This is a genomic window from uncultured Arthrobacter sp., from assembly GCF_947493765.1.
GTDB lineage: Bacteria > Actinomycetota > Actinomycetes > Actinomycetales > Micrococcaceae > Arthrobacter_D.
On record NZ_CANLSZ010000002.1, the window covers coordinates 40,384 to 65,779 of the forward strand.

20 protein-coding genes and 1 riboswitch are annotated in these 25,396 nt (G+C 70.3%); of the genes, 12 read left to right on the plus strand and 8 right to left on the minus strand.

Annotation, left to right across the window (positions count from 1 at the left end; all coding sequences use genetic code 11):
- The first annotated feature begins 2 nt into the window (after positions 1-2).
- The 3 genes from gluQRS to recR all read left to right on the plus strand — a co-directional run bounded on the left by gluQRS (position 3) and on the right by recR (position 4,919).
- Positions 3-956 (plus strand): tRNA glutamyl-Q(34) synthetase GluQRS, encoded by a 954-nt coding sequence (gene gluQRS / locus Q0747_RS03110; protein WP_298251806.1) that lies wholly within the window; start codon positions 3-5, stop codon positions 954-956.
- Positions 953-4,204 (plus strand): DNA polymerase III subunit gamma and tau, encoded by a 3,252-nt coding sequence (locus Q0747_RS03115; RefSeq protein WP_298251807.1) that lies wholly within the window; start codon positions 953-955, stop codon positions 4,202-4,204. Before gluQRS ends, Q0747_RS03115 begins: the two co-directional genes overlap by 4 nt.
- 118 nt (positions 4,205-4,322) lie before the next feature.
- Complete coding sequence (gene recR / locus Q0747_RS03120) at positions 4,323-4,919, plus strand: recombination mediator RecR (RefSeq protein ID WP_298251808.1); 597 nt, start codon at positions 4,323-4,325, stop codon at positions 4,917-4,919.
- Positions 4,920-4,961: 42 nt separating this feature from the next.
- Here the strand turns inward: recR and Q0747_RS03125 are convergent, their stop codons facing one another.
- Both Q0747_RS03125 and Q0747_RS03130 read right to left on the minus strand, forming a co-directional pair.
- Complete coding sequence (locus Q0747_RS03125; protein WP_298251809.1) at positions 4,962-6,101, minus strand: ABC transporter permease; 1,140 nt, start codon at positions 6,099-6,101, stop codon at positions 4,962-4,964.
- Positions 6,098-7,030: an ABC transporter ATP-binding protein gene (locus Q0747_RS03130; RefSeq protein WP_298251810.1), complete on the minus strand. Its 933-nt coding sequence runs from the start codon at positions 7,028-7,030 to the stop codon at positions 6,098-6,100. Before Q0747_RS03130 ends, Q0747_RS03125 begins: the two co-directional genes overlap by 4 nt.
- A 226-nt stretch (positions 7,031-7,256) precedes the next feature.
- Between Q0747_RS03130 and Q0747_RS03135 the strand changes: the two genes are divergently transcribed.
- Positions 7,257-8,546 (plus strand): aspartate kinase, encoded by a 1,290-nt coding sequence (locus Q0747_RS03135; protein ID WP_298251811.1) that lies wholly within the window; start codon positions 7,257-7,259, stop codon positions 8,544-8,546.
- Positions 8,547-9,253: 707 nt separating this feature from the next.
- Here Q0747_RS03135 and Q0747_RS03140 read toward each other — a convergent pair.
- Positions 9,254-12,394 carry a S8 family serine peptidase gene (locus Q0747_RS03140; protein WP_298251812.1) on the minus strand — a complete coding sequence of 1,047 codons (3,141 nt, stop codon included), beginning with the start codon at positions 12,392-12,394 and terminating at the stop codon, positions 9,254-9,256.
- 238 nt (positions 12,395-12,632) lie between these two features.
- Here Q0747_RS03140 and Q0747_RS03145 point away from each other — a divergent pair, with 238 nt between their 5' ends.
- The 5 genes from Q0747_RS03145 (at position 12,633) to purL (ending at position 17,771) form a co-directional block, all read left to right on the plus strand.
- Positions 12,633-13,511: a 3-methyladenine DNA glycosylase gene (locus Q0747_RS03145; RefSeq protein WP_298251813.1), complete on the plus strand. Its 879-nt coding sequence runs from the start codon at positions 12,633-12,635 to the stop codon at positions 13,509-13,511.
- A 76-nt stretch (positions 13,512-13,587) separates the two neighbouring features.
- Positions 13,588-14,238, plus strand: a complete 651-nt coding sequence (locus Q0747_RS03150) for an SSI family serine proteinase inhibitor (RefSeq protein ID WP_298251814.1) — start codon at positions 13,588-13,590, stop codon at positions 14,236-14,238.
- A gap of 195 nt (positions 14,239-14,433) precedes the next feature.
- On the plus strand, positions 14,434-14,694 hold the full coding sequence (gene purS / locus Q0747_RS03155; protein WP_148601337.1) for a phosphoribosylformylglycinamidine synthase subunit PurS: 261 nt from the start codon (positions 14,434-14,436) through the stop codon (positions 14,692-14,694).
- Complete coding sequence (gene purQ / locus Q0747_RS03160; protein ID WP_298251815.1) at positions 14,691-15,482, plus strand: phosphoribosylformylglycinamidine synthase subunit PurQ; 792 nt, start codon at positions 14,691-14,693, stop codon at positions 15,480-15,482. Before purS ends, purQ begins: the two co-directional genes overlap by 4 nt.
- Entirely contained in the window at positions 15,483-17,771 is a 2,289-nt protein-coding gene (gene purL, locus Q0747_RS03165) for a phosphoribosylformylglycinamidine synthase subunit PurL (protein WP_298251816.1), read from the plus strand.
- A gap of 43 nt (positions 17,772-17,814) precedes the next feature.
- Here purL and Q0747_RS03170 read toward each other — a convergent pair whose 3' ends face one another.
- The 4 genes from Q0747_RS03170 to Q0747_RS03185 all read right to left on the minus strand — a co-directional run bounded on the left by Q0747_RS03170 (position 17,815) and on the right by Q0747_RS03185 (position 20,908).
- Positions 17,815-18,519 (minus strand): class F sortase, encoded by a 705-nt coding sequence (locus Q0747_RS03170; RefSeq protein ID WP_298251817.1) that lies wholly within the window; start codon positions 18,517-18,519, stop codon positions 17,815-17,817.
- A 109-nt stretch (positions 18,520-18,628) separates the two neighbouring features.
- Positions 18,629-19,573 (minus strand): hypothetical protein, encoded by a 945-nt coding sequence (locus tag Q0747_RS03175; RefSeq protein WP_298251818.1) that lies wholly within the window; start codon positions 19,571-19,573, stop codon positions 18,629-18,631.
- A gap of 277 nt (positions 19,574-19,850) precedes the next feature.
- The gene (locus tag Q0747_RS03180) at positions 19,851-20,414 is read right to left on the minus strand and encodes a DUF1990 family protein (protein WP_298251819.1); all 564 of its coding nucleotides are present in this window, start codon (positions 20,412-20,414) and stop codon (positions 19,851-19,853) included.
- A gap of 77 nt (positions 20,415-20,491) precedes the next feature.
- The gene (locus tag Q0747_RS03185; protein ID WP_298251820.1) at positions 20,492-20,908 is read right to left on the minus strand and encodes a CoA-binding protein; all 417 of its coding nucleotides are present in this window, start codon (positions 20,906-20,908) and stop codon (positions 20,492-20,494) included.
- 265 nt (positions 20,909-21,173) lie between these two features.
- On the opposite strand from Q0747_RS03185, the gene Q0747_RS03190 reads away from it, so the two are divergent.
- The 3 genes from Q0747_RS03190 to Q0747_RS03200 all read left to right on the plus strand — a co-directional run bounded on the left by Q0747_RS03190 (position 21,174) and on the right by Q0747_RS03200 (position 23,987).
- Positions 21,174-21,986, plus strand: a complete 813-nt coding sequence (locus Q0747_RS03190) for an ABC transporter ATP-binding protein (RefSeq protein ID WP_298251821.1) — start codon at positions 21,174-21,176, stop codon at positions 21,984-21,986.
- 79 nt (positions 21,987-22,065) lie between these two features.
- Positions 22,066-23,091 carry an aliphatic sulfonate ABC transporter substrate-binding protein gene (locus tag Q0747_RS03195; protein WP_298251822.1) on the plus strand — a complete coding sequence of 342 codons (1,026 nt, stop codon included), beginning with the start codon at positions 22,066-22,068 and terminating at the stop codon, positions 23,089-23,091.
- A gap of 110 nt (positions 23,092-23,201) precedes the next feature.
- Positions 23,202-23,987 (plus strand): ABC transporter permease, encoded by a 786-nt coding sequence (locus Q0747_RS03200; protein ID WP_298252260.1) that lies wholly within the window; start codon positions 23,202-23,204, stop codon positions 23,985-23,987.
- A gap of 84 nt (positions 23,988-24,071) precedes the next feature.
- Here Q0747_RS03200 and Q0747_RS03205 read toward each other — a convergent pair whose 3' ends face one another.
- Positions 24,072-25,061: a LysM peptidoglycan-binding domain-containing protein gene (locus Q0747_RS03205; protein ID WP_298251823.1), complete on the minus strand. Its 990-nt coding sequence runs from the start codon at positions 25,059-25,061 to the stop codon at positions 24,072-24,074.
- A 3-nt stretch (positions 25,062-25,064) separates the two neighbouring features.
- Positions 25,065-25,246: riboswitch (cyclic di-AMP (ydaO/yuaA leader) on the minus strand.
- Between the last annotated feature and the right edge of the window lie 150 nt (positions 25,247-25,396).

Genomic DNA, 25,396 nt, shown 5'->3' on the forward strand with positions numbered 1-25,396 from the left:
CGGTGGCAGAGACGGGCGCCGGTCGATTCGCGCCTAGCCCCTCGGGTCCGCTCCACGTGGGCAATCTGCGCACCGCCGTCCTCGCCTGGCTCTTCGCGCGATCGACAGGCCGCCGCTTCCTCCTCCGGATCGAGGACCTCGACCGCGTCCGGGCCGGAGCGGAGGCCGCGCAGCTGGCCGAACTCTCGGCGCTGGGCCTGGTGTCCGACGCCGCCGTGATCCGGCAGAGCGAGCGGATCGACCACTACACCCGCGCCCTCGGCCGGCTGCAGGATCTGGGCCTGGTCTACGAGTGCTTCTGCACACGCCGGGACATCGCCGAGGCCGCCCACGCACCCCACGCCGACCCCGGCCTCTACCCCGGCACGTGCCGGAATCTGGGCGACGGCGAGAGGGCACGACGACGGGCGGAGCGCACACCCGCCCTCCGTCTGCGCTCCGGTGTCGACTCCTGGGAGATCGACGACGTCCTGGTCGGCCGCTTCCGGGCGCCGGTGGACGACGTCGTCCTGCGCCGGAACGACGGCGTGATCTCCTACAACCTCGCCGTGGTCGTGGACGACGCGGCCCAGGGCATCGACCAGGTGGTGCGCGGCGACGACCTGCTCGCCTCCGCTCCCCGGCAGGCCTACCTCGCCTCGCTGCTCGGACTGCCCGGTCCCACGTACGCCCATGTGCCGCTCGCGCTCTCGCCGCAGGGGAAGCGCTTGGCAAAACGGGACGGCGCTGTGACACTGGAGGACCTCGCGGACCTCGGCCACGCGCCGTCGGCCGTGTTGGCCGCCATCCTCGGCTCGCTCGAGCTCCCCACCGGCTCACTGGCAGCAGCGCTCGAAGCCTTCGATGCGCAGCGGGTACCTCGTGAGCCGTGGATCGTGGACCCTGCGCACCTGCTCTCCACCGTCGCCCGTCCGGCACCCGAACAGTCAGCACCAACCGATAAGGTTCATCCGTGAGTACAGCCCTCTACCGCCGCTATCGCCCCGAGACCTTCGCGGACGTCATCGGCCAGGAGCACGTCACAGACCCCCTGATGGCGGCCATCGACAAGGACCGCATCAACCACGCCTACCTGTTCTCGGGTCCGCGCGGCTGCGGCAAGACCACGTCGGCGCGGATCCTCGCCCGCTGCCTGAACTGTGCCCAGGGCCCCACGTCGACCCCGTGCGGTGTGTGCGACAGCTGCGTGGGACTCGCCCGCAACGGCTCGGGCAGTCTCGACGTGATGGAGATCGACGCCGCCAGCCACGGCGGCGTCGACGACGCCCGCGATCTCCGCGAGCGCGCCACCTTCGCGCCGGTGCGCGACCGCTTCAAGATCTTCATCATCGACGAGGCCCACATGGTGACCTCCGCAGGGTTCAACGCCCTGCTGAAGATCGTGGAGGAGCCACCGGAGCACATCCTCTTCATCTTCGCGACCACCGAGCCCGACAAGGTGATCGGCACCATCCGCTCGCGCACCCACCACTACCCGTTCCGCCTCGTGCCACCCGAGCCGCTCATGGCCTACCTGGAGCTGCTGTGCCGGCAGGAGAACGTGCCGGTGGCGCCCGGGGTCCTCTCGCTCGTGATCCGGGCCGGCGGCGGATCGGTCCGTGACTCGCTCTCCGTGCTCGATCAGCTCATGGCCGGAGCCGGCGAGGACGGCCTCGACTACGAGCTGGCCGTCTCCCTCCTGGGGTACACCCACGCGGCACTGCTGGACGACGTCGTCGATTCCATGGCGGCCGGTGACGCAGCAACGGTCTTCCACGCGGTCGATCGCGTCATCCAGACCGGACACGATCCCCGCCGGTTCGTGGAGGACCTGCTCGAGCGCTTCCGCGATCTGATCGTCATCAATGCTGTGCCCGAGGGCGCGGCGTCGATCCTCCGCGGTGTGCCCGACGACCAGCTGAACCGCATGCGCACCCAGGCGAACCAGCTCGGCGCCGGTGAACTCTCGCGCGCCGCCGACGTCACGAACACAGCGCTGACCGAGATGACCGGGGCCACCTCGCCGCGGCTGCACCTGGAGCTGCTGTGCGCCAGGCTGCTGCTGCCGGCGGCCGACGCGACCGTGCGCGGCACCCTGGCCCGCGTGGACCGCATCGAACGGCGCCTCGAGTACGCCGGCGGCGCCCCGGTGGTCGAGACGCCGGTCGACACGGGGATCGAGCCGGGGGTCGAGACGGAGGCAGCGCCGGAGGTGCCTGCGCGACCCGCGGAGCGTTCGCGGCTCGAAGGCGTGCCACGGAACGCCGAGGAGGCGGCCGCGCAGTGGTCCCTGCCCACGGCTGGATCGGACCCGCACGCGCCGGCCGTTCCTGCTGCTGCACGGACCGGCTCGCCGTCCGCGCCGGAAACGTCGGCCGACTGGGGCGCGAGCTGGGGCGTGTCGACCGACGCAGGCTTCTCCGGAGCGGAGACCGGAGGTAGGACTGCTCCGACGACGCAGGGCGCTGCCTCGGGAGCCAACCGCCCTGCAGCGCCGGCCTCGGCGGAGCAGTCCGCCGGCGGCCGCCCTGCTTCCGGTAATGCCGCTTCCGGTGATTCGGGTGTCGGTCTGCCCTCGTCCGGTCGGACCGTCGAAAGCCCCTCCGACGCCGGCCCCTCCGCGGAGTCGGGCGGGCCGATGCCGAACAGCCCCGGCGGGGCCGGCCCGACCTCCGTCGATCAGCCCACACCGGGTGATCCGTCGCCTGCCGGGTCCTTCGACGCCGACCGGTCGGTCGCGCCAGGTGAGTCCGCGCCTGCCGGGTCCTCCGATCCCCACCGGTCGGTCGCGCCGGATGAGTCCGCGCCTGCCGGGTCCACCGACGCCGACGGCTCGGTCGCGCCGGATGAGTCCGCGTCCACGTCCGTGGAGGCCTCCCCCTCGGGATCCGCGCCGGCTCAGGGATCATCGCCCAGGCATGACCATGCACCGAGCGAGAACATCGAGATGATCCGCCGCGCGTGGCCCGAGATCATGAGCGAGGTCGCCGGGATCAAGCGAGCCACCTGGCTGATCGTCAACGTCTCGGCAGCGCCGCGCTCGTTCGACGGCAACCAACTGGTGCTCGCCTTCGCCAATCAGGGCAATGCCATCGGATTCCAGCGCGGACAGCACATGGACAACGTGAAGCAGGCCATCCACAAGGTCCTCGGCCTCACCTGTTCCATCGAAGCGGTGCACGATGCCGGCGGAGGAGGTGGGGCCGACCCAAAAGCACCAGCCGGCCCGCCGGCCCCCACCAGTGACCGGCGTCCCGCTGCGACCGCACCATCTCCCCAGCGCCCTGCCGCCGCGGAACAGGGGCTAGGCCGGCAGCCCACGCAACCGGCCGCGCCGTCGAGCGTGAACCGCGGCCCCCGTCCACAGCCCACGCAACCGGCCACGCCGTCGACCCCGGTCCGGGGGCCCTCCTCCCGTGAGGTGGACCCGCTCGCCGGGACGGCCGGCGCCCCGGATCCCGGTGCGGACTCTGCACGCCGGCCACGTGAGACCCCGCGAGAAGCGTCCCCTGCACGGGCGTCCACCGCCGGACGTTCGCCGGACGAAGGGGTCGGCGCCTGGGACCCGACCATCACCGATGACTCGTGGGCGCTCGTCGAGCCTCCTGAGGATGCGTTCGACCCCGGCGCAGCCTGGGGCTCCGTGCCGGAGGACCCCTCCGACCGCCCCAGGACCGCCTCCGCGGACACGACGCGCGCCCCCGGCGGTGCTGCAGCGGATCGCCGGGACCGGGCGTCGGCGTCGCAGGATCTCACGGAAGGTCCTACGGAGCCGCGATCTGCTGAAGCGGCGCCGTCCCGCTCCGTGGTGTGGAGTCCTCCGGCAGCTCCCGCACCGACAGGAGACACCGACGGAGCAGCCGGGACCCCCGGCACTGCACCCGGCACCGGCTGCGGATGGAACGGTCCTGCTGCGACAGCCCGCACCGGTGCGTCCGCCGCCGCCCCCCGTGCGGGGGGCGGCTTCGCGACGGAGCAGCGCCAGGCGGCAGGTCCGCTCCGCGAGAAGCCCGTCAGCCGGTACCAGCAGTTGCTCGACGAGGGCCAGCGGAAGCGGGCGGAGCAGGCGGCCAGCACCCGCGGCGCCGTCGACCTCCGGTTCGTGGAGGACGAACCCAGCGCCGACGACGAGACGCTCGAGGACTCCGGACTCGTCGGACGCGCCGCGATCGAGCGGATCCTCAACGGGCGCCTGGTCGAGGAACGGACGCCTGACGGCCAGTAGCACCGCGGACCGGATCGACCGGTCGACGCTCACGGCGTAACCACTGCGCTCCTCGGCGGGCAGCACCCGTCGAGGGCGGACAATGGACACAAGTCATCACCGCAGAAGAGGGAGCACCGTGTACGAAGGCGCAGTCCAGGAGCTGATCGACGAGCTCGGACGCCTCCCAGGGGTGGGTCCGAAATCCGCCCAGCGCCTCGCGTTCCACATCCTCGAGGCCGACGGCGAGGACATGGCGCGTCTCGTCACCGCCATCACGACCGTGAAGGAGCGGGTCAAGTTCTGTACGGTCTGCGGCAACGTCGCGGAGGAGGAACGCTGCGCCATCTGCCGCGACCCACGGCGGGATCCGAGCATGATCTGCGTGGTCGAGGAATCGAAGGACGTCATCGCCGTCGAACGCACACGGTCGTTCCGCGGGAGGTATCACGTCCTCGGGGGCGCCATCAATCCGATCGCCGGCGTGGGACCCGATCAGCTGCGCATCCGCGAACTGCTGGCGCGCCTGTCCGACGACCAGGTCCAGGAGATCATCATCGCCACCGACCCGAATCTCGAGGGCGAGGCGACGGCAACCTATCTTGTGCGCATGCTGCGGACCATCGGCATCCCGGTGACGCGGCTCGCATCCGGGCTGCCGGTGGGCGGTGACCTCGAGTACGCGGACGAGGTGACACTCGGCCGAGCCTTCGAGGGCCGCCGGGTCATGAGCTGAGCCACCGCCACGGCGGGCCGCATCCCGGTCCCCACACCGGGGTCAGGCGATCCGCGTCCCCTTCGCCAGTCGCCGGGCCGGCATGGTCAGGCGCCGGCGTCCGAGGAGCAGCAGGACTCCCGCGAGGGCTAGCTGGATGCCCAGGCCGAGCGGCCAGATGGGAACCTCCTGGGGCAGCGGGCGCAGTGCCGCTGCGGCTTCCTCGCAGGTGACGTCCAGATCCGGCCCGGCCTGCGCGGCACGCACCAGTTGGCTCGCCATCTCCATGACACCGGGCGAGTAGTAGTCGCCCGTAGGCCCGTAGGGGCCGGGTAGGGCGTCCGCCGGTGGTTCGTCGGGGAGACTGTAGGGCACCGCATCGGCCACCACCACGAAGGGGTTGGCTGCGAGGAGCCAGGCCACGTACTCCGTGTGGGCCACCGGAGTGGTGTAGGTCTGGGTGATGCACTCGAGTTCGGCGTCCTCGTCGAACATCCCGTCGTCCCGGTACGCGGATTCGGGGTAGTCGTAGTAGGACGTCGTCGTCATCCTCTCCTCCGTCACCAGCGCGCTGCTCAGCCCGAAGACGATCAGCGTCCCGATACTGAGCAGGGCCACCACCATGTAGGTGCTGACGATCGAGAACAGGGGCCGGTCGGCGAGCGCGGAGATCCCGACACCGATGGCGCAGAGGATGCCGAGCTCGACGGCGAGCATGAGCAGGGAGACGAGCGCTTCGGACGCGTCGACGCCGCCGAGAGCCAGGGCCCAGAAGATGAAGGGGCTGCTCAGCACGAGGAAGGCGAGCGATCCGACCGAGGATGCCAGCCACTTCCCCAGGAGCAACTGCCCAGGGCTCAGCAGTGTCACCTGCAGGATGGCGAGGGTCCCTCCGGCGCGGTCCCCGTTGACGGCGTTGGCGGAGAGCCCGGGCGCCACGAGCAGCCCGAAGAAGAGGACGAAACCGACCACGAGGTCGAAGAGGATACCGCCCTCGTTGTCCATGGTCCCGAGGAAAGCGGTCCCGAGCACGAAGATGAAGCCGATCACCACGAACCAGACGCCGAGCATCCAGTACCAGGCCCTGCCGCGCAGACGCTGCTTCATCTCGAGCGAGAACACGGTGCGGACGGCCGTCCAGGCGGGAAGGCTCGTGGACGTCCGGACCGGCTGCGGGGTCGACGGCTCGATCACCGTGCTCATCGTCTGTCCGTATCGAGGCTCATGTAGGTCTCCTCCAGTGCGCCGCCCGCGGGCGCGAAAGCCGTGACGACCACGTCGCCGAGCACGAGGGTCCGCAGCAACCACGACGCCTCCGCGGTGCTGCCGAGCTGGATGAGGAACTCCTCGCGCCGGGAGTCCCCGCGTGCCTCGAAGCGCACCCCGTAGCTCTGCAGTGCCGCCGCGAGCTCCGACATCGGCTCCGCGCGCACGTAGTAGCGCCTCGTCTGGCTGCCGGCCTCGTCGAGGGTCTGGCTCTTCACCGACCGCCCTCGGCTCACGAAGACGGCGCGGTCGGCGATCTCGTCGAGCTCGGACAGGACATGACTGGACACGACCACGGTCTTGCCGGCCGCCGCCAGCGACCGCAGGAGGGAGCGCAGCTCCACGCGCGATCCCGGGTCCAGGCCCGACGCCGGCTCGTCCAGCAACAGGACCTGCGGGTCGTGGATGAGCGCCCGCGCCAGGCTCAGGCGCTGCTGCTGACCGCGCGAGAGGACCCGCGCCGGTTGCTTCGCGTACTCGGTGAGGTTCACCGTGCCGAGCAGATCCTCGGCCCGGGCGACGCGGTCCGCCTCGCCCAGCCCGTAGAGGGCACCCATGGTCCTCAGGACCTCCGACGCCGTGAGGGAATCCCAGACACCGAGGGTGTCCGGCATCCAGCCCATGCGCCTGCGGACTTCGCCCGGCTGGGCGACCGGGTCGAAGCCCGCCACCCGGACGGTCCCCCTGTCGGGGGCCAGCAAGCTCGCCAGGATCAATAGCAGCGTGGTCTTCCCGGAGCCGTTCGGGCCGATCAAGGCCGTCACTTCTCCGGGCGGGGCCATGAAATCGACGTCGTCGACGGCCTGCACCGAGCCGAAGCTCCTGGCGACGCCCTCGACGACGATTCCCCCATTCTCGTCGGTCATGGTAAGAGGGTATGCGATACCGGCGCTCCCGGACCCCGGCCGGGCGCATATTTTCCGGCGGAAGCGCACGTACACAAACGGACACCGACTTCCGGTCCGCAATCACGGCGTCCTACACTGACACGGGTGCCCGGGCCCGGCCGCAGGGTCCAGGTCGCGAGGCACCCGCGAATGGTCCCGACAACGCGGCGCGGTCCCGCCGTCCTCCCTAGCAGTGAGCGAGTGCATGAGCCTCATAGTCCAGAAGTTCGGGGGCTCCTCGGTGTCCGACGCCGAGGGGATCAAGCGCGTTGCGCGGCGCATCATCGACACCCAGGCCGCCGGTCACGACGTGGTGGTGGTCGTCTCCGCCATGGGCGACAGCACCGACGAGCTGCTCGATCTCGCCGCGCAGGTGGGCCCCGAGTCGTCGAGCGACCGGGAGATGGACATGCTCCTCAGCGCCGGCGAGCGCATCTCGATGGCGCTGCTGGCCATGGCGATCCACGGGCTCGGCGCCTCGGCGCAGTCGTTCACGGGCAGCCAGGCGGGCATGATCACCGACGCCATCCACGGCAAGGCGCGCATCATCGCCGTCTCCCCCCACCGGATCCGGACGGCCATCGAGAAGGGCGACGTCGCCATCGTCGCGGGCTTCCAGGGCATGAGCCGGGACAGCAACGACATCACCACGCTCGGGCGCGGCGGGTCGGACACCACCGCCGTCGCCCTCGCAGCGGCCCTCGACGCCGATGTCTGCGAGATCTACACGGACGTGGACGGCGTCTACACCGCGGATCCGCGCGTGGTCCCCTCCGCGCAGAAGATCGAGGCCATCTCCAGCCAGGAGATGCTCGAGATGGCGGCCTCGGGTGCCAAGATCCTGCATCTGCGCTGCGTCGAGTACGCGCGCCGCTTCGGGGTGCCCCTCCACGTCCGCTCCTCCTTCACGCACAACGAGGGCACCTGGGTGCTCCCGGCGCCCGACGACCAGATCACGATCGAAGAGGGAGAACCCTTGGAACAGCCCATCATCTCCGGCGTTGCGCACGACAGGTCCGAGGCCAAGGTCACCGTCATCGGCGTCCCGGACATCCCCGGCAAGGCCGCCGACATCTTCGGCATCGTCGCCGGAGCCAACACGAACATCGACATGATCGTGCAGAACATCTCGACGCACGGCTCGGGCCGGACCGACATCTCGTTCACCCTGCCGATGGTGGACGGTTCCGCCGCCCTCGCGGCCCTCGACTCCGCGCGGGACCGAGTGGGCTTCGAATCGGTCGAGTACAACGAGAGGATCGGCAAGCTCTCCCTGATCGGGGCGGGCATGCGCTCCAATCCCGGGGTCTCCTACCGGTTCTTCCGGGCCCTGTCCGACGCCGGCGTGAACATCGACATGATCTCCACCTCCGAGATCCGTATCTCCGTGGTCACCGAGGCGGAGCTGCTGGACACCGCGGTCCGCGCGGTCCACGCGGCGTTCGAGCTCGACGGCGAATCCCCCGCTGTGGTGCATGCGGGGACGGGACGCTGATCCTCCCCTGATCCGGGCCGTTCCCTCGGCAAGGGCCCGCTCCCTCTCTTCGGCGGTGCGCCTGCTCGACCCGCCGCTCAACCCTTCTTGTGGCGCCCGGGCCCCAGCACCGGGATCGATACCCACCGCCGGCTCGCTCCCACCGTTCGGGCCCCGGCTCTGGGATCGATGCCCACCCTCGGCTCGCTCCCACCGTCCGGGACCCAACAGTGGGAACGAGCGCTCATCCCCACCGCTTCAACGCCGGTAGTGGGATCGACGAGGACGCACCACGCCCAATCCCACTACTCAGTGCCCAGCACTGGGATCGAAGTGCATGCCCGGCTCAACCCCACTGATCGAGCGCGAGTGCTGGGGTGGAAGGCCCTGGACTACTCGTTCCCACTGCTCGAGGCCCACCAGTGGGAACGACCGCTCATCCCCACTGCTTCGACGCCAGTGATGGGATCGAGGAGGACGCACCATGCTCGATCCCACCGTTCGGGAACCGACACTGGGAGTGACGCCCACAGCCCGAGACCGACGTCCGCCCGAGAACCCGTACAGCCCGTGACCGACGCCCCACCCGAAGCCCCGCCCGAACACCAGCGCCGAGACCACAGACCCCAGCTCCCGCCCGGAGCCGGAACGCAGGAAGGCCGATGGATCGATGATCCATCGGCCTTCCCGTGCTGATCACTCAGCTGGTGTCACAGGTTGAGCTGGTGCTACTTGTCGCCGGTCGGGGTGGTCGACTGGGCGGGTCCCGTCAGGAGCTTGTCGGCCGGGTTGACGGAGGGGAGCTGGGCCGTGGCCTGACCCTTCCCGTCGACCAGGACGGTCACGTAGGTCGTCGCAGAGGATCCTGCGTAACTCACGCGGCCCACGTAGGAGCCCGGCGCGAGTCCGGTCCAGGTGAGCGTGACCGCACCGGTGGTGCCGTTCGCCAGGCGAAGCGGATTGGGTGTCACCTTCGCGTTGTTCTCGTCGCCGCCCAGAATCGCAGCGTCGATCGTGCCGGTAGCGGGCTTGCCATCGACACTGGAGTACAGATTGGCGATGATGCGGTAGGCGCCGGGAGCCGGATTCTCGAGCGTGATCGTCTCACTGGAGTCCGACGTCGCCACCTGGGTGAGGGTGCCGGCCGGCGTGATGAGGAACATGTCGAAGTCGGCGGTCGGATCGTCCGAGAGCACCGAGAACTTCGCCACCGGAGTGCCCTTGGGGACGGTGACGTCCTTGACGGCGTTGGAGGCGTTGTTCCCGTTGATCAGCCCACCGGGGACCAGGCTGATCGCGGAGGAGTCGGCCTTCGACAGACCCTCGAGCGTCATCTTGATCGGGGTGTTGGTACCCGAGGTGACGTCGAAGGTACCGCTGCCGTCGGCATCGGCGGACGTGAAGCCGACCTCGGCAGGCGCGTTCACGGCCTGGGGACGGACGGCCACCGGGGAGGTGACCTTCTTGCCCTGACCCGACCAGGTGAGCGAACCCTTGGCGAACTCACCGAAGGCGGCGCCCTGGTTCTCGAAGGAGACCTTGAACGTGCGGGTCTCGCCGGCCGCGCTGAAGTTCAGGATGGACGGCGTGACCGTGACCTTCACTCCGGGCACGTTCGAGGTGGCGCGGTAGATGCCGGGCGTCACGGCGGTGACCGTACGGGTCACCTCGGTGCGTCCGGTCAGGTTACCGAGGGCGAAGGACGGCACATTGGTGTCCTTCGCGGCGACGGCCTCGAGGCCCTCGATCCCGAGGTCGAGCCCGGTGCCCTGGATGAAGCGCAGGTAGTCGTCGGCATCCTGGTCGTACACCAGACCCGGGCTGAGGACACTGGCCGGGTTGATGTGACCGGCACCCACGGCGAGGACGTCGGTCTCGACGCCGCCGGATGCGGTCTTCAGCGGGTAGGCCGTGGTCATCATCGCGGACTTGACCGCAGCGGGCGACCAGTTGGGCTTCTGCCCGAGGACCAGGGCACCGAGACCCGCGACGTGCGGCGAGGCCATGGAGGTTCCGGACAGGAACCCGAACTGCTCACCGTTCGACCCGACGGTGGAGACGCCTGCGAGGACGGCGACACCGGGAGCGGTGATGTCCGGCTTCAACAGATCGGAGTCGGTGGCCAGGAGCGGCCCGCGCGAGGAGAAGCCGGCCACCTGCGGTGTGGGAGGCAGGGGCTTGCCGGTGGTGTCCGTGGGCTTCAGGGCAACCTTGATCGACGGGTTCGCCGCGACCTTCGCCTTGAGCTCGAGCGCCTCCGGAGCATTCACGTGCACGGTGGGAACTGCATGCACATCGGTGTCCGTCGACGAATCGACGAGGTTCACCAGGATCATGCCGACGCCGCCGGCGCGGGCGACTTCGTCGCTCTTGTCGGTCCGGGCGATGGCACCGCGGTCGCAGACCACGATCTTGCCGGCGACCTTCGCCGGATCGAGCGTGTTCGCGCCACAGAGATTCGGACTGGCTGCTCCCGCTGCCGCGACGTTCGCCGCGATGACGACCGGGCTGGCCGGGACGCCGCTGCGCATGATGGACGCTCCGCGGTACTTGGACCCGTCGGAGAACTCGGCCGTGCCCTGGAGCTCGTAGCTGAAGGTGCTGGCGGCGACGGTGGTCATCCACGGTCCGCCGTGGTTGACCGTGCTCGCGGTGGGACCGGAGTTGCCCGCGGATGCCGCGACGAAGACGCCGGCGGAGGTCGCGGACAGGAAGGCGAGGGATACGGGGTCCGTCGTCGTCGTCGTGCTGCCCGAGATCGAGTAGTTCAGCACGTCCACGCCGTCGAGGATGGCCTGGTTGATGGCGGCGATGGCGGCGGAGGAGTAGCAACCGCCGGTATCGGGATCGGTGTCCTCCCAGCAGACCTTGTAGACGGAGATCTTCGCCTCGGGGGCGACGCCCGACGATTCACCGAACGCGCGGCCCGCGGCCCGCTGCTCCACGCCGGAGTTGCCGGCGGCGGTGCTGGCGGTGTGGGTTCCGTGGTTGTCGATGTCCACCGGGGAGATGACTTCCTCAGGGGCACGCTTGGCGGCCGGGACGTTGTCGAGGAAGGTGTCCGCGAAGTAGCGGGCCGAGACGACCTTCGAGTTGCAGAGGCTGCCGTCGAAGTCCTCACCGACCTGGCACTCGCCCTCGAAGGTGGTGCCGTCGCTCTTGAGCATGGCGATGGAACCCGCGGGGGTGAGGTAGGGCTCGCCGACCTTGGGCTGCTGCTTGCCCTTGAGCGGCTTGACCTTCTTGCCCTCGAAGAAGGGGTTGTCCGGGGCATAGCCGGTGTCGATGACACCGACGACGGTCCCCTTGCCCGCGTTCTTCTTGCCGCCGAACTGCGTCTTCCAGGCACCCTTGCCGCCATCGAGACCGAGGAAGTCGATGCTCGAGTAGTCCGGGGCGTTCTCGACGTCGGGCGCCACGAGGAGCACGTCGTCGCTCTTGGCCAGCTGGACCGCCTGGCTGGTGCTGAGGTCGGCCGCGAAGCCGTTGATGGCCGCCGTGTAGGTGCGGGCGATCTCCACGTTCTCCTCGGCTGCGACGTCCTCCTGCTTCGACTCGAGGAACTCCGAGTACTGCTGGACGTACTCGGCGGTGGCGTCGAGCTTGGCGCCCTCTTCAGGCTTGGTGGGCGCCAGTCCCTCCACGCCGCCCTCGTAGGTGGCCACCGGCTTGTCGGCGAGTACGACGATGTACTTGCCGTCCGGGTACTTCGCAGGGTCCAGATCCTTGGCCGGCGCTTTCTGGGGCGAGACCGAGGTGGACGGAGTGGGTGCTGCGAACGCAGCGGGTGCCACGGCGGTCGAGGTGACCAGTAACGGCAGACCCAGGACGATCGCCGTGGCGGCGCGCAGCGTACTGCGGCCCTGCACGGCTTTTCTCCGTTGTGTCATAAGAAGGTTGTGCCTCTCGTCATTGTGCGGGCCGGCCTGTGCCGTTCCCCCTGTGCCGCGATCCCGGATAGGACCCCCTGCCTGTGATGATGCTCACAGACGTCGCGGCGAGGACAAACTTACCCGAGGCAACACACCATGACCAGCAACTCCGGAGGGCGATTCCCGGAATCTTCCCAGGGTATTTACGCCCACCGGTACGGGTGATAATGAGAGGGTGCCCCACCGTCCGCTCCGCCTCTCCGAAGGGGAATGGCAGGACCGCCGGAGCCGGCACCGGGAGCGCGTGGCGAGGTTCGCCGAGCCGTACCTGGACCGCCGCTCGCGCGGCGAGAAGCATCCGGTGGAGGACTTCCTCTTCACCTACTACAGCCAGAAACCCGGTCAACTCCTCCGCTGGCACCCCGGGGCGGGCGTGCTCCTGGAGGGCACCGCCGCAGCGGAACGCGCCGACTGGAAGTACTACGTCGCCGACGACGACGGCGTGCGCGTCGATGCCGGGCGGTTCGCCGAGGAGCGGCGCGAGGCCGTCGACTTCGCACGCGTGATCCTCGCCCGGACGGCGGCCCGGCCCGGCCAGTTCGGCTGCTTCGGACTTCACGAGTGGGCCATGGCCTACCGCTCGACCGTCAACGGCGTGCGGCACGAGTACCTCCGGCTGCGCCTCGGCGCGGCCGGGACCGACGACGTCGTCGAGGGCTCCCGCCTCCGCTGCACCCACTTCGACGCGTTCCGGTTCTACACCCCCGAGGCAGAACCGCTCAACGAGCACACCCCCACCCGGCAGACCCAGCGCGACCTCGAGCAGCCCGCCTGCCTGCACGCCAACATGGATCTGTACAAGTGGGCGTACAAGCTCACGCCCCTGCTGGCGAGCGAACTCGTGATGGACTGCTTCGAGCTGTCCTGGCGTATCCGGACGATGGACATGCGCGCCTCCCCCTACGATCTCGAGGCCTGGGGCTACACGCCCATCGCCATCGAGACCACCGCCGGCAAGTCCGAGTACGTCCGGCTGCAGCGCGGGTTCGCCGAGGAGTCCCAGGCCCTGCGGGAACGGCTCCTGCGTGACCTGGAGTCCGCGCTCGCACCCTGAGCCGGCACGCGCCGCGGCCGCCGTCCGTTGACCGGGCATCAACCGCTAGGCTGGAGGGCCAGCCGAAGGGGACATCATGGCACGTACATCCGGGATCTCGCCCGCAGCCGGGCCGCGCCGGCTCGTCAGCACGGTCGTGGTCCCGCTTGCCGCCCTGACCCTCGCGCTCTCGGCCTGCACCACGAGCGGGCCGGGCACCGGGCCGACGGCCGAATCGACAGGAACGGAGAGCCCCGTGCAGTCACCCACCCCCGAACCTCCCGCATCCTCGGCCCCCGCCTCGCCGACGGGGCCGACAGGGCCGACGGGGCCGGCAGGGCCGACGGGGCCGGCAGGGCCGACGGCGGAGAGCACGCCGACGCCGTCCGCCTCCTCGCCCGACGCCGCGGCGTCGAGCGCGAGACTGACGGTCGCCATCCGGCAGGACGCCTCGTCCGAACCGGTGCAGTACGTCCTCGAGTGCGTCGACGGCGTGCCCGGCCCGGGGTCCACCCTCCCGAACGCGGAGGCCGCCTGCGCCAGGCTCGCGCAGCTCGGGACGGACTTCTTCACGGCCCGGCCGAACAAGGACATCATCTGCACGCAGCAGTACGGCGGCCCGCAGACGGCGAGCATCATGGGAGAGCTCGACGGCACCTCCGTGCTGGCCTCCTTCGCCCTCACGGACGGCTGCGAGATCTCGCGCTGGAAGCAGGCCCAGGACATCCTCGGCGCGCCCGGGGCGTAGGAGAGGGACCCGGGGCACGGGGGAAGCGACCGGGGCACGGAGGCGGGCCCGGACGCCGTCGGGTGCCCGGTAGACTTGACGGGCAAGCTCGCGGAGCGCTCGTGTCACCCCGATACGGCGTGAGACGGCACTCCCGGGCCCCTGCACGACTGCTGGAACCGCCAGCGTTTGCCGCTCACGCACAGGAGTTGCCGGATGCCCCGGATTGTTGTCGACGTCATGCCGAAGCCCGAGATCCTCGACCCGCAGGGGAAGGCCATCGCCGGGGCCCTGCCCCGGATCGGGCTGACGGGGTTCGCCGCCGTCCGCCAGGGCAAGCGCTTCGAACTGACGGTGGACGGTGAGATCACCGAGCAGATCCTCGAACAGGCACGTCACGCCGCCACCACCCTGCTCTCCAATCCCGTGATCGAGGACGTCACCCGCGTGGAGGTCATCGAGGAGGACGCCCCGTGACGAGCACGAGTATCGAGACACCGCTCATCGGCGACCTGCAGGCCGTGACCGACGACGACGGTCCGCTCGCCACGGTGCGGGTGGGCGTCGTGACGTTCCCCGGCTCGCTCGACGACCGCGACGCGATGCGCGCGGTCCGGCTCGCCGGGGGCAGCGCCGTGCAGCTGTGGCACGGCGACCACGATCTGCAGGAGGTGGACGCCGTGATCATCCCCGGCGGCTTCTCCTACGGCGACTACCTGCGCGCCGGCGCCATCTCCCGGTTCGCCCCGCTCATGGAGCAGATCACGCACGCCGCCTCCGGCGGCGCGAACGCCCTGCCCGTCCTCGGCATCTGCAACGGATTCCAGATCCTCACCGAGGCGCATCTGCTGCCCGGGTCCATGATCAAGAACGAGCACCTCCACTTCCTCTGCCGGGACCAGCGCCTGCGGGTGGAGAACGCCGACACCCACTGGACCGGCGAGTACTGGGCCGGTGAGGAGGTCGTGATCCCGCTCAAGAACCAGGACGGGCAGTTCGTCGCCGACAACCGGACGCTCGACGAGCTCGAGGGTGAGGGCCGCGTGGTGTTCCGCTACGTGGACGAGAATCCCAACGGGTCGCGCCGCAACATCGCCGGCATCTCGAACGCGGCAGGCAACGTGGTGGGCCTGATGCCGCACCCCGAGCATGCGGTGGAGGCCGGGTTCGGCCCGGATTCCTCGGCGCGCGGTGACGTGGGGCTGCGCGGCGGCACCGACGGGCTCGGGATCTTCACCTCGGTACTCAGGAAGCTGGTGGGCTAGATGACGGCAGAGGCGATGTCCAGGAAGTTCAATATCGACACCGTGGCGCAGGCCGAGGCGACACCGGGCCAGGATCTGCCCTGGGCCGCGCTCGGACTCACGGAGAGCGAGTACCGGCGCATCGGGGAGATCCTCGGCCGCAGGCCCACGGGCGCCGAGCTCGCCATGTACTCGGTGATGTGGAGCGAGCACTGCTCCTACAAGTCCTCCAAGGTGCACCTGCGCCAGTTCGGCGACAAGGTCACCGACGGCATGAAGGAACACCTCCTCGTGGGGATCGGCGAGAACGCCGGCGTCGTGGACATCGGTGACGGCTGGGCCGTGACGTTCAAGGTGGAGAGCCACAACCACCCCTCCTTCGTGGAGCCGTACCAGGGCGCCGCGACCGGCGTCGGCGGGATCGTCCGCGACATCATCTCCATGGGCGCACGCCCGGTGGCCGTCATGGACCCGCTCCGCTTCGGGGCGATCGACCACCCCGACACCGCCCGCCTGGTCCACGGGATCGTGGCCGGGATCGGCGGGTACGGGAACTCCCTCGGCCTGCCGAACATCGGCGGCGAGGTGGTCTTCGACGCCGTCTACCAGGGCAACCCGCTGGTCAACGCCCTCGCCGTCGGCGTGCTGCGGCACGAGGACATCCGGCTCGCCAACGCGTCAGGCACCGGCAACAGGGTGGTGCTCTTCGGGGCACGCACCGGCGGCGACGGCATCGGCGGCGCCTCGGTGCTCGCCTCGGAGTCCTTCGACTCCTCCAAGCCGTCCAAGCGCCCTGCGGTGCAGGTGGGCGATCCGTTCGCCGAGAAGGTATTGATCGAGTGCTGCCTCGAGCTGTTCAAGGCCTCCGTGGTGGAGGGCATCCAGGACCTCGGGGCGGCAGGGATCTCCTGCGCGACGTCGGAGCTCGCCTCCAACGGCGACGGCGGCATGCACGTGGAACTGACCAACGTGCTGCTGCGCGATCCGTCCCTGACCCCCGGCGAGATCCTCATGTCGGAGTCGCAGGAGCGCATGATGGCCGTGGTCACGCCCGAGAACGTGAGCGCGTTCGAGGCGATCATGGACCGGTGGGCCGTCGAGTACTCGTGGCTGGGCGAGGTCACCGACACGGGCCGCCTGATCATCGAGTGGGACGGCGAGACCATCGTGGACGTGGATCCGCGCACCGTCGCCCATGACGGCCCGGTGTACGAGCGCCCCTATCATCGGCCCGCCTGGCTCGACGACGTCCAGGCCGACGCCTTCGACGCCGAGCAGCCCACCGATCTGCGCGCCGCGGTGCTCGAGCTCATGGCCTCCCCGAACCTGTGCTCCAAGGACTGGGTGACCGATCAGTTCGACCGCTACGTGCAGGGCAACACGGCACTGGCCATGCCCGACGACGCCGGTGTGGTCCGGGTGGACGAGGAGACCGGCCTCGGCGTCGCGATCTCCACCGACGCGAACGGCCGCTATTCCTATCTCGACCCGTACGAGGGCGCACGCCTGGCCCTCGCCGAGGCGTACCGCAACGTGGCGACGTCGGGCGCCGAGCCCCTCGCCGTCTCCGACTGCCTGAACTTCGGCTCCCCGGAGGATCCCGAGGTCATGTGGCAGTTCGCCGAGAGCGTCCGCGGGCTCGCCGACGCCTGCCAGGAACTCGGCGTCCCGGTGACCGGCGGCAACGTCTCGCTGTACAACCAGACCGGCGGCGTGGCGGTGCACCCCACCCCGGTGGTCGGCGTGCTGGGCGTGTTCGACGACGTCGCCCGCCGGACGCCGTCGGGCTGGCGCGAGGACGGCCAGGCCATCTACCTGCTCGGGACCACGAAGGACGAGCTGGACGGCTCGGAGTGGGCGAATCTGCGCGGGCACCTCGGCGGGAGGCCCCCGGCGGTGGATCTGGCCGCGGAGAAGACGCTCGCCGCGATCCTCGTGAACTGCTCGCGCGACGGCATGATCGACGCCGCCCACGATCTCTCCGAGGGCGGTCTCGCGGCGGTCCTGAGCGAGATGGCGCTGCGCTTCGGCGTGGGCGCGCGCATCGGACTCGATGAGCTGTGCGAACGCGATCGGATCGACGCCTTCACCGCCCTGTTCAGCGAGAGCCAGGGGCGCGCCGTCGTCGCGGTGCCGCGGTCCGAGGAGGTGCGCTACAACGACATGTGTACCGCGCGGAACTACCCCACCCTGCGGATCGGCGTGGTGGACACGGAGAACGAGGCGCTCGATCTGCAGGGCTACTTCAATCTGCCGCTGGACCAGCTCCGTGAGGCGCACCGGGGAACGCTGCCGAGGCACTTCGGCTAGGACTGCGGGGCAGCCGGGGCCGCGCTCAGCCGGCCTTGGCTGCTCAGCCGGCCTTCGGCAGGGCCGTGATGACGACGTTCTTGCCCCACGGGTCCTCGGTGTAGCAGCTGATGAGGACCACGCGGTTCGGCACGACGTCCCAGATGTCGCTGTCCTTCAGGGTGTCCTTGTCGTGCGTGGTCACGGAGTCGACGACGAAGGTCATGGTGCCCGTCCCCGTGGTGAGGCTGAACTCCTTCCCCACGAGGGACTCGTCGCTCAACCGGTTGAACGGTGCGTCCCTGCCCTCCCAGCTGTGACCGGCGATGTAGGTGGTGTTGACCGAGCCGTCGCCCGGGACGCCGTAGGGCGTCAGCCAGTAGGCGTCGACCGTGAGCGGCGGGACGAGGGTCTGCGCGGCGAGCTCCGATCCGCTCGGGGTGAGTGGCAGGACCCCCATGTCGATCCCCGCGGCGGGGAAGGTGAATCCGGTGGGTGCGGAGGCCGCCGGGCGGCGGTCCGGCGTGGGGTGCGTGGTGGGAACTGTCGGGGCAGGCGTCGTGGCAGGCGTTGCGGCAGGCGACGACGGTGCTGCGACGGCGGAGAGGGTCGGCGGCGCCGCCGGGGGCGTGGGAGCAGGCTCCAGCGGCAGGACCGACGCGGCGATCGCCAGTCCGACGGCCGCCACGACGGGGAGGGCCAGCCAGCGCCGGCGGAGTGACGTGCGCGGCGGCGCTGCTGCGCGTTGCGGTGCGGAGTCGTCGGGCATGCCCTGCTCCTTCATCCCTGCGATGTCCTGACTCGAATCCTGGCCGGGCGTCGTCCGGCCCGGACCCGTGATCCCTCGATCACAGGTCCGGGCCGGCCATGGTGCAGTGCTAGCGCTGGGCGCGCTCGAGGCGGCGCATCCGCGCGGCGGTGGCCACGGGGACGGCCACACCGGCGGCCAGCAGTGCCGCGATGAGTGCGAGCGCCGGACCACCCGTGTCCTCGGCGGCGGCAGCGGTCTGGACATTCAGCCCCTGATTGGTGGCGACCGGCGCCGGAGCAACTGGGGCGACACCGGGAACCACCGCCGGGGCTGCCGGTGCCACGGGTGTCACGGGCACGACGGGCGTCGCGACCGGCGCCGGGACCACGACGGGCGTGACCGGATCCGTACCGATGGCGCTCGCGTCGCACGCTGCGAGGAACGCCTCGAACAGACCGAGCAGCTGATCGGCGACCGCCTCGTCCACGCCCACCTGACCGAGGAGAGCCTGGACCTCCTGGGCCGCGGCGTCGAGTTCCAGCTCCGCGGCGGCCAGCGCCGGGTCCTCGAAGGCCGCCTGGACAGCGGCATCGGCCGCGTCGGAGTCAGCGATGGCGGCGAGTTCCAGGTTCTCGGCCGCCGTCAGCGCCTCACGAGCCTTGCGGACGCGCTCATCGTTCTCGGGGTCACCGTCCATGTCGGTGTCCTCCGCGGTGGCCAGGGCGACCGCGTCGTCGACGCCCTGCTGCGCGACGGCCACGGCATTCTGCGCGTCCTCGACGAGCTGGTCGGTGCGCTCCATCTCGTCGAACAGTGCCTCGAGCCCGAGTGCCGCCCCGATGCTCTCGTACTTCTCCTCCGCGATGAGGACCGCGTCGGTTGCCGCTTCGAACCGGTCCACGAAGTCGACGGTGATGCCGGCCGCCGCGAGTGCCGCCTCGAACTGCGTCGAGGCCTGCAGGCAGGCGGCGTCGCCGGGAGCGGCCGAGGCCATCGGGGTGCCGAGGAACAGTCCTCCGGCCAGAAGGGTTACCGTCGACCCAGCAGCGACCCACTTCTTCGGAACAATCATTTTCGCGTCTCCTGAAACACGTAGTATCCCCCGGGCCATCCCCGACGGCGCAGCTGCGCAACCACAGGGAAGCGGCGTCCTCCGGGGAGGGCGCCGCTGGGATCCATGATGTCGCCGATCGTGAGACCAGGACCCGGAACTGAACGGACCCTGTGCGATCGCTGTACGACTCAACATAGGGCCAGCAGGGGGTCGCGGCAAGAGACGCGACACGCGCGCTCCCATAACACTTCGGTATCGGTCCGAGCTCACAGATCCGGCCCGCAGGAGTGCCCGCTCAGCCGCGAGCCAGCGCCTCGGCAGCCTTCGCGTACCGCGCCAGGACGTAGCGCTGCCCCAGCCGGGTCACGGGTGCTGCCAGCCGGTACAGCGCACTGGCCGGGACGCTGTAGGCCGAGCAGCTGAACAGCACGCGATTGTCGGCGGTCAACTCGGCGTAGAAGCCCTCCTCGCCCCGCACCGGATGGCCGGGAAGTGTGCCGTACCCGAAGCCCCCGCGCTGCCCCGGCACCGCCCGGCCGGCGCCGTCGAGCTGGGGGTCCCTGGCCCACAGGACCCGGCAGGGTGCCTTGATCCGCGCGGGTCCGATCCCGAGCCCGGAGGTGACCTGCACCCCCGGTGCCGCCCGGCCGGCGTCGGACTCCATGGTCAGACCCGCGCCGCGGTGCAGCTCCCACGCGAGGATCCCCTCCGTGAGCGCGATGAAGGCGGCCGACGGATCCGCCGCGCCGATCTCGTGGGTCTCGACCATGACGGTGTAGCCGGGGGGCCAGCCGCCGTCGAGCGACGCCGGATAGGGCCTGTCGGTGGCACCCTGCTCCTCGTAGGTGAACTGCTCCATGCGTGCTCCTTCGTCGTCATGTGCGGGCAGCCGTCCGGCCGCGGTCGCCCTGCCGGATACCGGATGCTACGGGGGTGTCAGAGACCGAGGGCCGGTCCCTCGATGGCGGGGCACGCATCCATGACGACGTCGAGCCCGGCAGCCGAGGCCCGCTGAGCCGCGGCCTCGTCGATCACGCCCAGCTGCAGCCACACGGCGCGCGCTCCGACCTCGATGGCCTGGTCCACAACCGCTCCCACCTTCTCGGAGTTCACGAAGCAGTCGACCACGTCGATCTGCCCCGGTACGTCCGAGAGCCGCGTGTAGCCCTGCTGCCCGTGGACGTCGTCGCCCTTCAGGCTCACCGGGACGATCTCCATCCCGAGCCCGTCCATCAGGTACCGCGAGACGCCGACGGCCACGCGGCGCGGATTGCTGGACAGTCCCACCACGGCCCAGCGGCCGTGCCCGGTCAGGAGCCTTTCGATCACGTCGGGATCGTTCTGGTGCGCCATGGTGCCTCCCCGTGCTTCTGCGTCGATTGTTACGGTCTCTATTACACGTCCTCGCCGCAGGATTTTGTTCACCCGCGCCTCCGAGCGTTTCATGGGAGTGACCATCCCGAGCGGCTGAGAGACCTGGATCAGTGACGCCGCAGCAACCCTGGTTGTCCGCATCACCCTGATGCCGGGCAATAACGAGGTTCGAGCCATGGGACCACCGGCAGCGGTGGCAAGGCTCGATCCGTAGGGTGCTCCCGCCAGGATCGATGGAGACACGATGACTGCACTTCTGACGCCGGGCAGCACCCACCCGCACCACGACCACAGGGCCTTCGGCATCCGCTTCTCCCGCCTCGGGCAGAGCTTCGGCACGGCGGAGAAGCGGCGCGCCGTCCTCCGCGACGTGAGCCTCGAGGTCCGGCCCGGTGAGATCCTGGCCATCCTCGGGACCAGCGGGTGCGGCAAGTCCACCCTGCTCCGGACGGCGGCCGGCCTGGACGCGCCGGACACGGGCGAGGTGCTGATCGACGGCCATCCCGTCCGCGGTATCGACGAGCGGTGCGCGGTCGCCTTCCAGGAGCCACGCCTGCTGCCGTGGCACACGCTCCGGGCCAATGTGGCGATGGGTCTGCCCAGATCCTCCAGCGCGAGTGCGGGCAAGGCCAGGGTGCTGGAGCTGCTGGAGCTCGTGGGGCTCACGGCCTTCGCGAAGCACCGTCCGCGCGAGGTCTCCGGCGGCATGGCCCAGCGCACCTCCCTGGCGCGCGCGCTCGCCCGGAATCCGGGAGTGCTCCTCCTCGACGAACCGTTCGGCGCGCTCGATGCGCTCACGCGCATCAGGATGCAGGATCTCCTCCTGGACATCCATGGCGTCCGGCCCACCACCGTGCTGCTCGTCACCCACGACGTCGACGAGGCACTGCTGCTCGCCGATCGCATCCTCGTCCTCGGACCGGGGGCCGGGCAAACCGGCTCCACCATCGCGGAGCTCCTCGCCGTGCCGGGCACCCGGCCGCGGGACCGCGCCTCGGCGGATCTCGCCGCGCTCCGCAGCACCCTGCTCTCGATGCTCGGCGTCGACGGCCACTAGGCCCCTCGGCGCCCCTCCTCCCCCTCTCGCCGCACACCGTGCGCGCGTGTCCTCCTGCCTACCCTCCGAAGGATCCATCATGCATCGCACCCTCCTGCCCCTGACCCTCACCGCCGTCCTCGCCGTCGGCCTGACCGGCTGCCTCGCCGGAGAGGACGCCTCCACCACGCAGTCCACCGACGAGTCCGGGGCCACGGAACTCACCCTCGACTTCGCGACCTACAATCCGCTGAGCCTCGTCATCAAGGACCAGGGGTGGCTCGAGGACGAGCTCGCAGACCAGGACATCAGCGTCACCTGGGTGCAGTCCGCCGGCTCGAACAAGGCGAACGAGGCGCTGCGGGCAGGCGCTATCGACATCGGCTCCACCGCGGGATCCGCCGCGCTGCTGGCCCGCTCGAACGGCTCACCCATCAAGACCATCGACATCTACTCGCAGCCCGAGTGGTCGGCCCTGGTCACGGTGGACGGCACCGGGGTCGACGGCGTGGAGGACCTCCGTGGCAGATCCGTCGCGGCCACGAAGGGGACCGATCCGTACTTCTTCCTCGTCCAGGCCCTCGAGGCCGCCGGGCTGGACAGCTCGGAGGTGACGGTCCAGAATCTGCAGCACGCCGACGGATGGGCCGCCCTGAACAACGGGTCGGTGGACGCGTGGGCCGGTCTCGATCCGATCATGGCGTCGGCGGAGCAGGAGGGAGCCGACCTGTTCTACCGGAACATCGACTTCAACACCTACGGCTTCCTCAACGCCACCGAGGACTTCCTCACCACCAGCCCCGAGCTGGCGCAGACCGTGGTCGACGCGTACGAGAAGGCGCGCCGGTGGGCCGGGGAGAATCCGGAGGAGACAGCGCGCATCCTCGCGGAGGAGGCGGGCATCGACGTGGAGCTGGCGACGACGGTGATCGTCGAACGGACGAATCTGGACGTCGACCCCGTTCCCGGTGAGGCGCAACGGCGTGTCCTCGAGACGGTGGGGCCGAACTTCGTGGAGACCGGCGACGTCTCCTCGCAGGACTCGATCGACGAGGCCCTCGACACGCTCTTCGACGAGAGCTTCGCGACGAACGCGGACCCGGACGCCATCGGCGCCGCCTCGTGAGCCAGGAGGCCAGGACCGCCGTCGGCGCCCGGACCGCTGCGTCCCGCACCGGTCAGCGGGGCGACGCGGAGGACGACACCAGGAGCCGGTCCGCACGGGATCCCGCCCGCATCCGTCGGACCGGTGCATCGAGCGGTGCTCTCTCCCACGGCCCCGTGCGCCTGCTGCTGGGACTGGTCGTCCCCTTGCTGATCCTCGGCGCCTGGCAGGCCAACGCGGTGCTCGGCGTGTTCAGCGCGGTCCAGCTACCGTCCCCGGGAGCGGTCCTCGCGGCGGGGGCCGAGCTGGCCGCCCGGGGCGAGCTCTGGCTGCACATCGTCATCTCCACCCAGCGCGTGCTCATCGGCTTCGCGATCGGCTCCGTCCTCGGCCTCGCCGTGGGAGCGCTCCTGGGCCTGTCCCGACTGGCGGACGCGCTCCTGACACCGGTCGTCGGCGCCCTGCGCGCGGTGCCCTCGCTCGCCTGGGTTCCGCTGCTGATCCTCTGGATGAAGATCGGGGAGGATTCCAAGGTGACGCTGATCCTCATCGGCGCCTTCTTCCCGGTCTTCACCACCGTCTTCCTGGCGCTGCGCCACGTGGACCGCGATCTCGTGGAGGCGGGGCGGGCCTTCGGGCTCCGCGGCATGCAGCTCCTCACCACGGTGCAGCTGCCGGCGGTGGTGCCCGCCGTCTTCTCCGGGCTCCGCCTGGCGCTGGCCCAGGCCTGGCTCTTCCTGGTGGCGGCCGAACTGATCGCCTCGTCGCTGGGGCTCGGCTTCCTACTGATCGACTCCTCGAACAACGGGCGGACCGACCGGATCTTCCTGGCGATCATCCTGCTCGCCGTCATCGGCAAGGCGACCGACGCACTCCTCGGGCTGGCCGAGCGGTGGGCGGTACGGCGCTGGACCTGACCCTGCCGGCCGGCACGGCTTAAAAGGAAGCGGCAGGTGCCCCGTCCAAGCACCTGCCGCTTCCCGCGTGGGATCGCTCCTGGGTCAGCGCGAGACCCGAACGAACTGTGCACCCGGGAGATCCGAGAGGGGGTGCTGCATGGTGAGGTTCCGCCCGTTCATGCCACTGCTGATGACCTGTCCGCCGCCGGCGTAGATGGCCACGTGACCGCCGGTGACCACCAGATCGCCGGGAGCCGGGCTGGAGACGCGCGTGCCGTAGTTGAGGAACTGCAGGGGACCGAGGTCTCCCACCGGGATGCCCGCTGCACGCAGGGCGACCTCGGCCAGCACGGTGCAGTCCTGGACGGCGCCGGCGGCGAGCTGTGCCTGGGCCGAACCGAGGATGATGCCGCCGAGGTTGCCGGCTGCAGGGGCGCTGACCACGGGGGTGGACCTGGGCGCGGTCCTGCCGGTGATCCCGGTGGAGCTGAGCTGGTAGTCCGAGGCGACTGCAGCCGGGGCTGCATAGGAAGCGGCGGCCGGGGCTGCGTAGGCGGCGGGGGTCGAGACCGCTGCCTGCTGGGCTACGGGGGCGACGACGGCTACCTGCTGGGCGACAGGGGCGATCGCTGCCACCTGCTGGGCAACGGGTGCGACGGCGGCCTGCTGCACGGTGGGTGCCACGGCGACGGGCACGGAGACCGTCCGGACCGGTGCGGCCACTGCGCCGGCGGTCGGCAGGACGATGCTCTGTCCCGGCATGATGACCGAGTTGAGCGACAGACCGTTGACGGCCAGGACGGCGTTGAGGTCCACCGCGTAGCGTGCGGAGATGGCGCCGAGGGTGTCGCCCGCGACGACGGTGTGGGTGCCGGGAGCGGCGACGACGGCCGACGTGGTGCCCTGCTCCGAGTAGGTTCCGGCCTGTGCCGTACCCATGGCGCTGAGGGCGAGACCCGAGGTGACGGCGACGATGGCGACGGGGCGGCCCACGGTGGAGGCGTGTGCGCGGGCGGCGCGGGACAGACCCTGCAGCGCGATGTTCCCGTCGACGGCCGCGCGGTGGCGTGCCGGTGAAGTGTTTCGTGACATGTGTGTACCTCTCCCATGCCTGCGGGGTGAGCTGTCGGGTTCGGATGGGAGTCACCCGGTCGCGGGCACCGCCGATGGGCGGTGCTGTGCGACTTCACCCCGAGGACGCGGTCAGGAGGTCCTGTGCGCCCGGTGGAACCATGGTTCCCCCGTCTCTGCCTTCGTGTGTGCGGACGTGTCCTGGTCGGCGGCAGAGCTCGGCAATCCGACCCGAAGAGCCTCACATGGACGGAGGCACTGGATGAGAGTAACCACCCCGTCGGGGATTTGTCACATTCCGGTAACGTCGCCTATTGTTCCCGCCGCGCGGCGGCGCAGGCACGGCGAGAGACCGG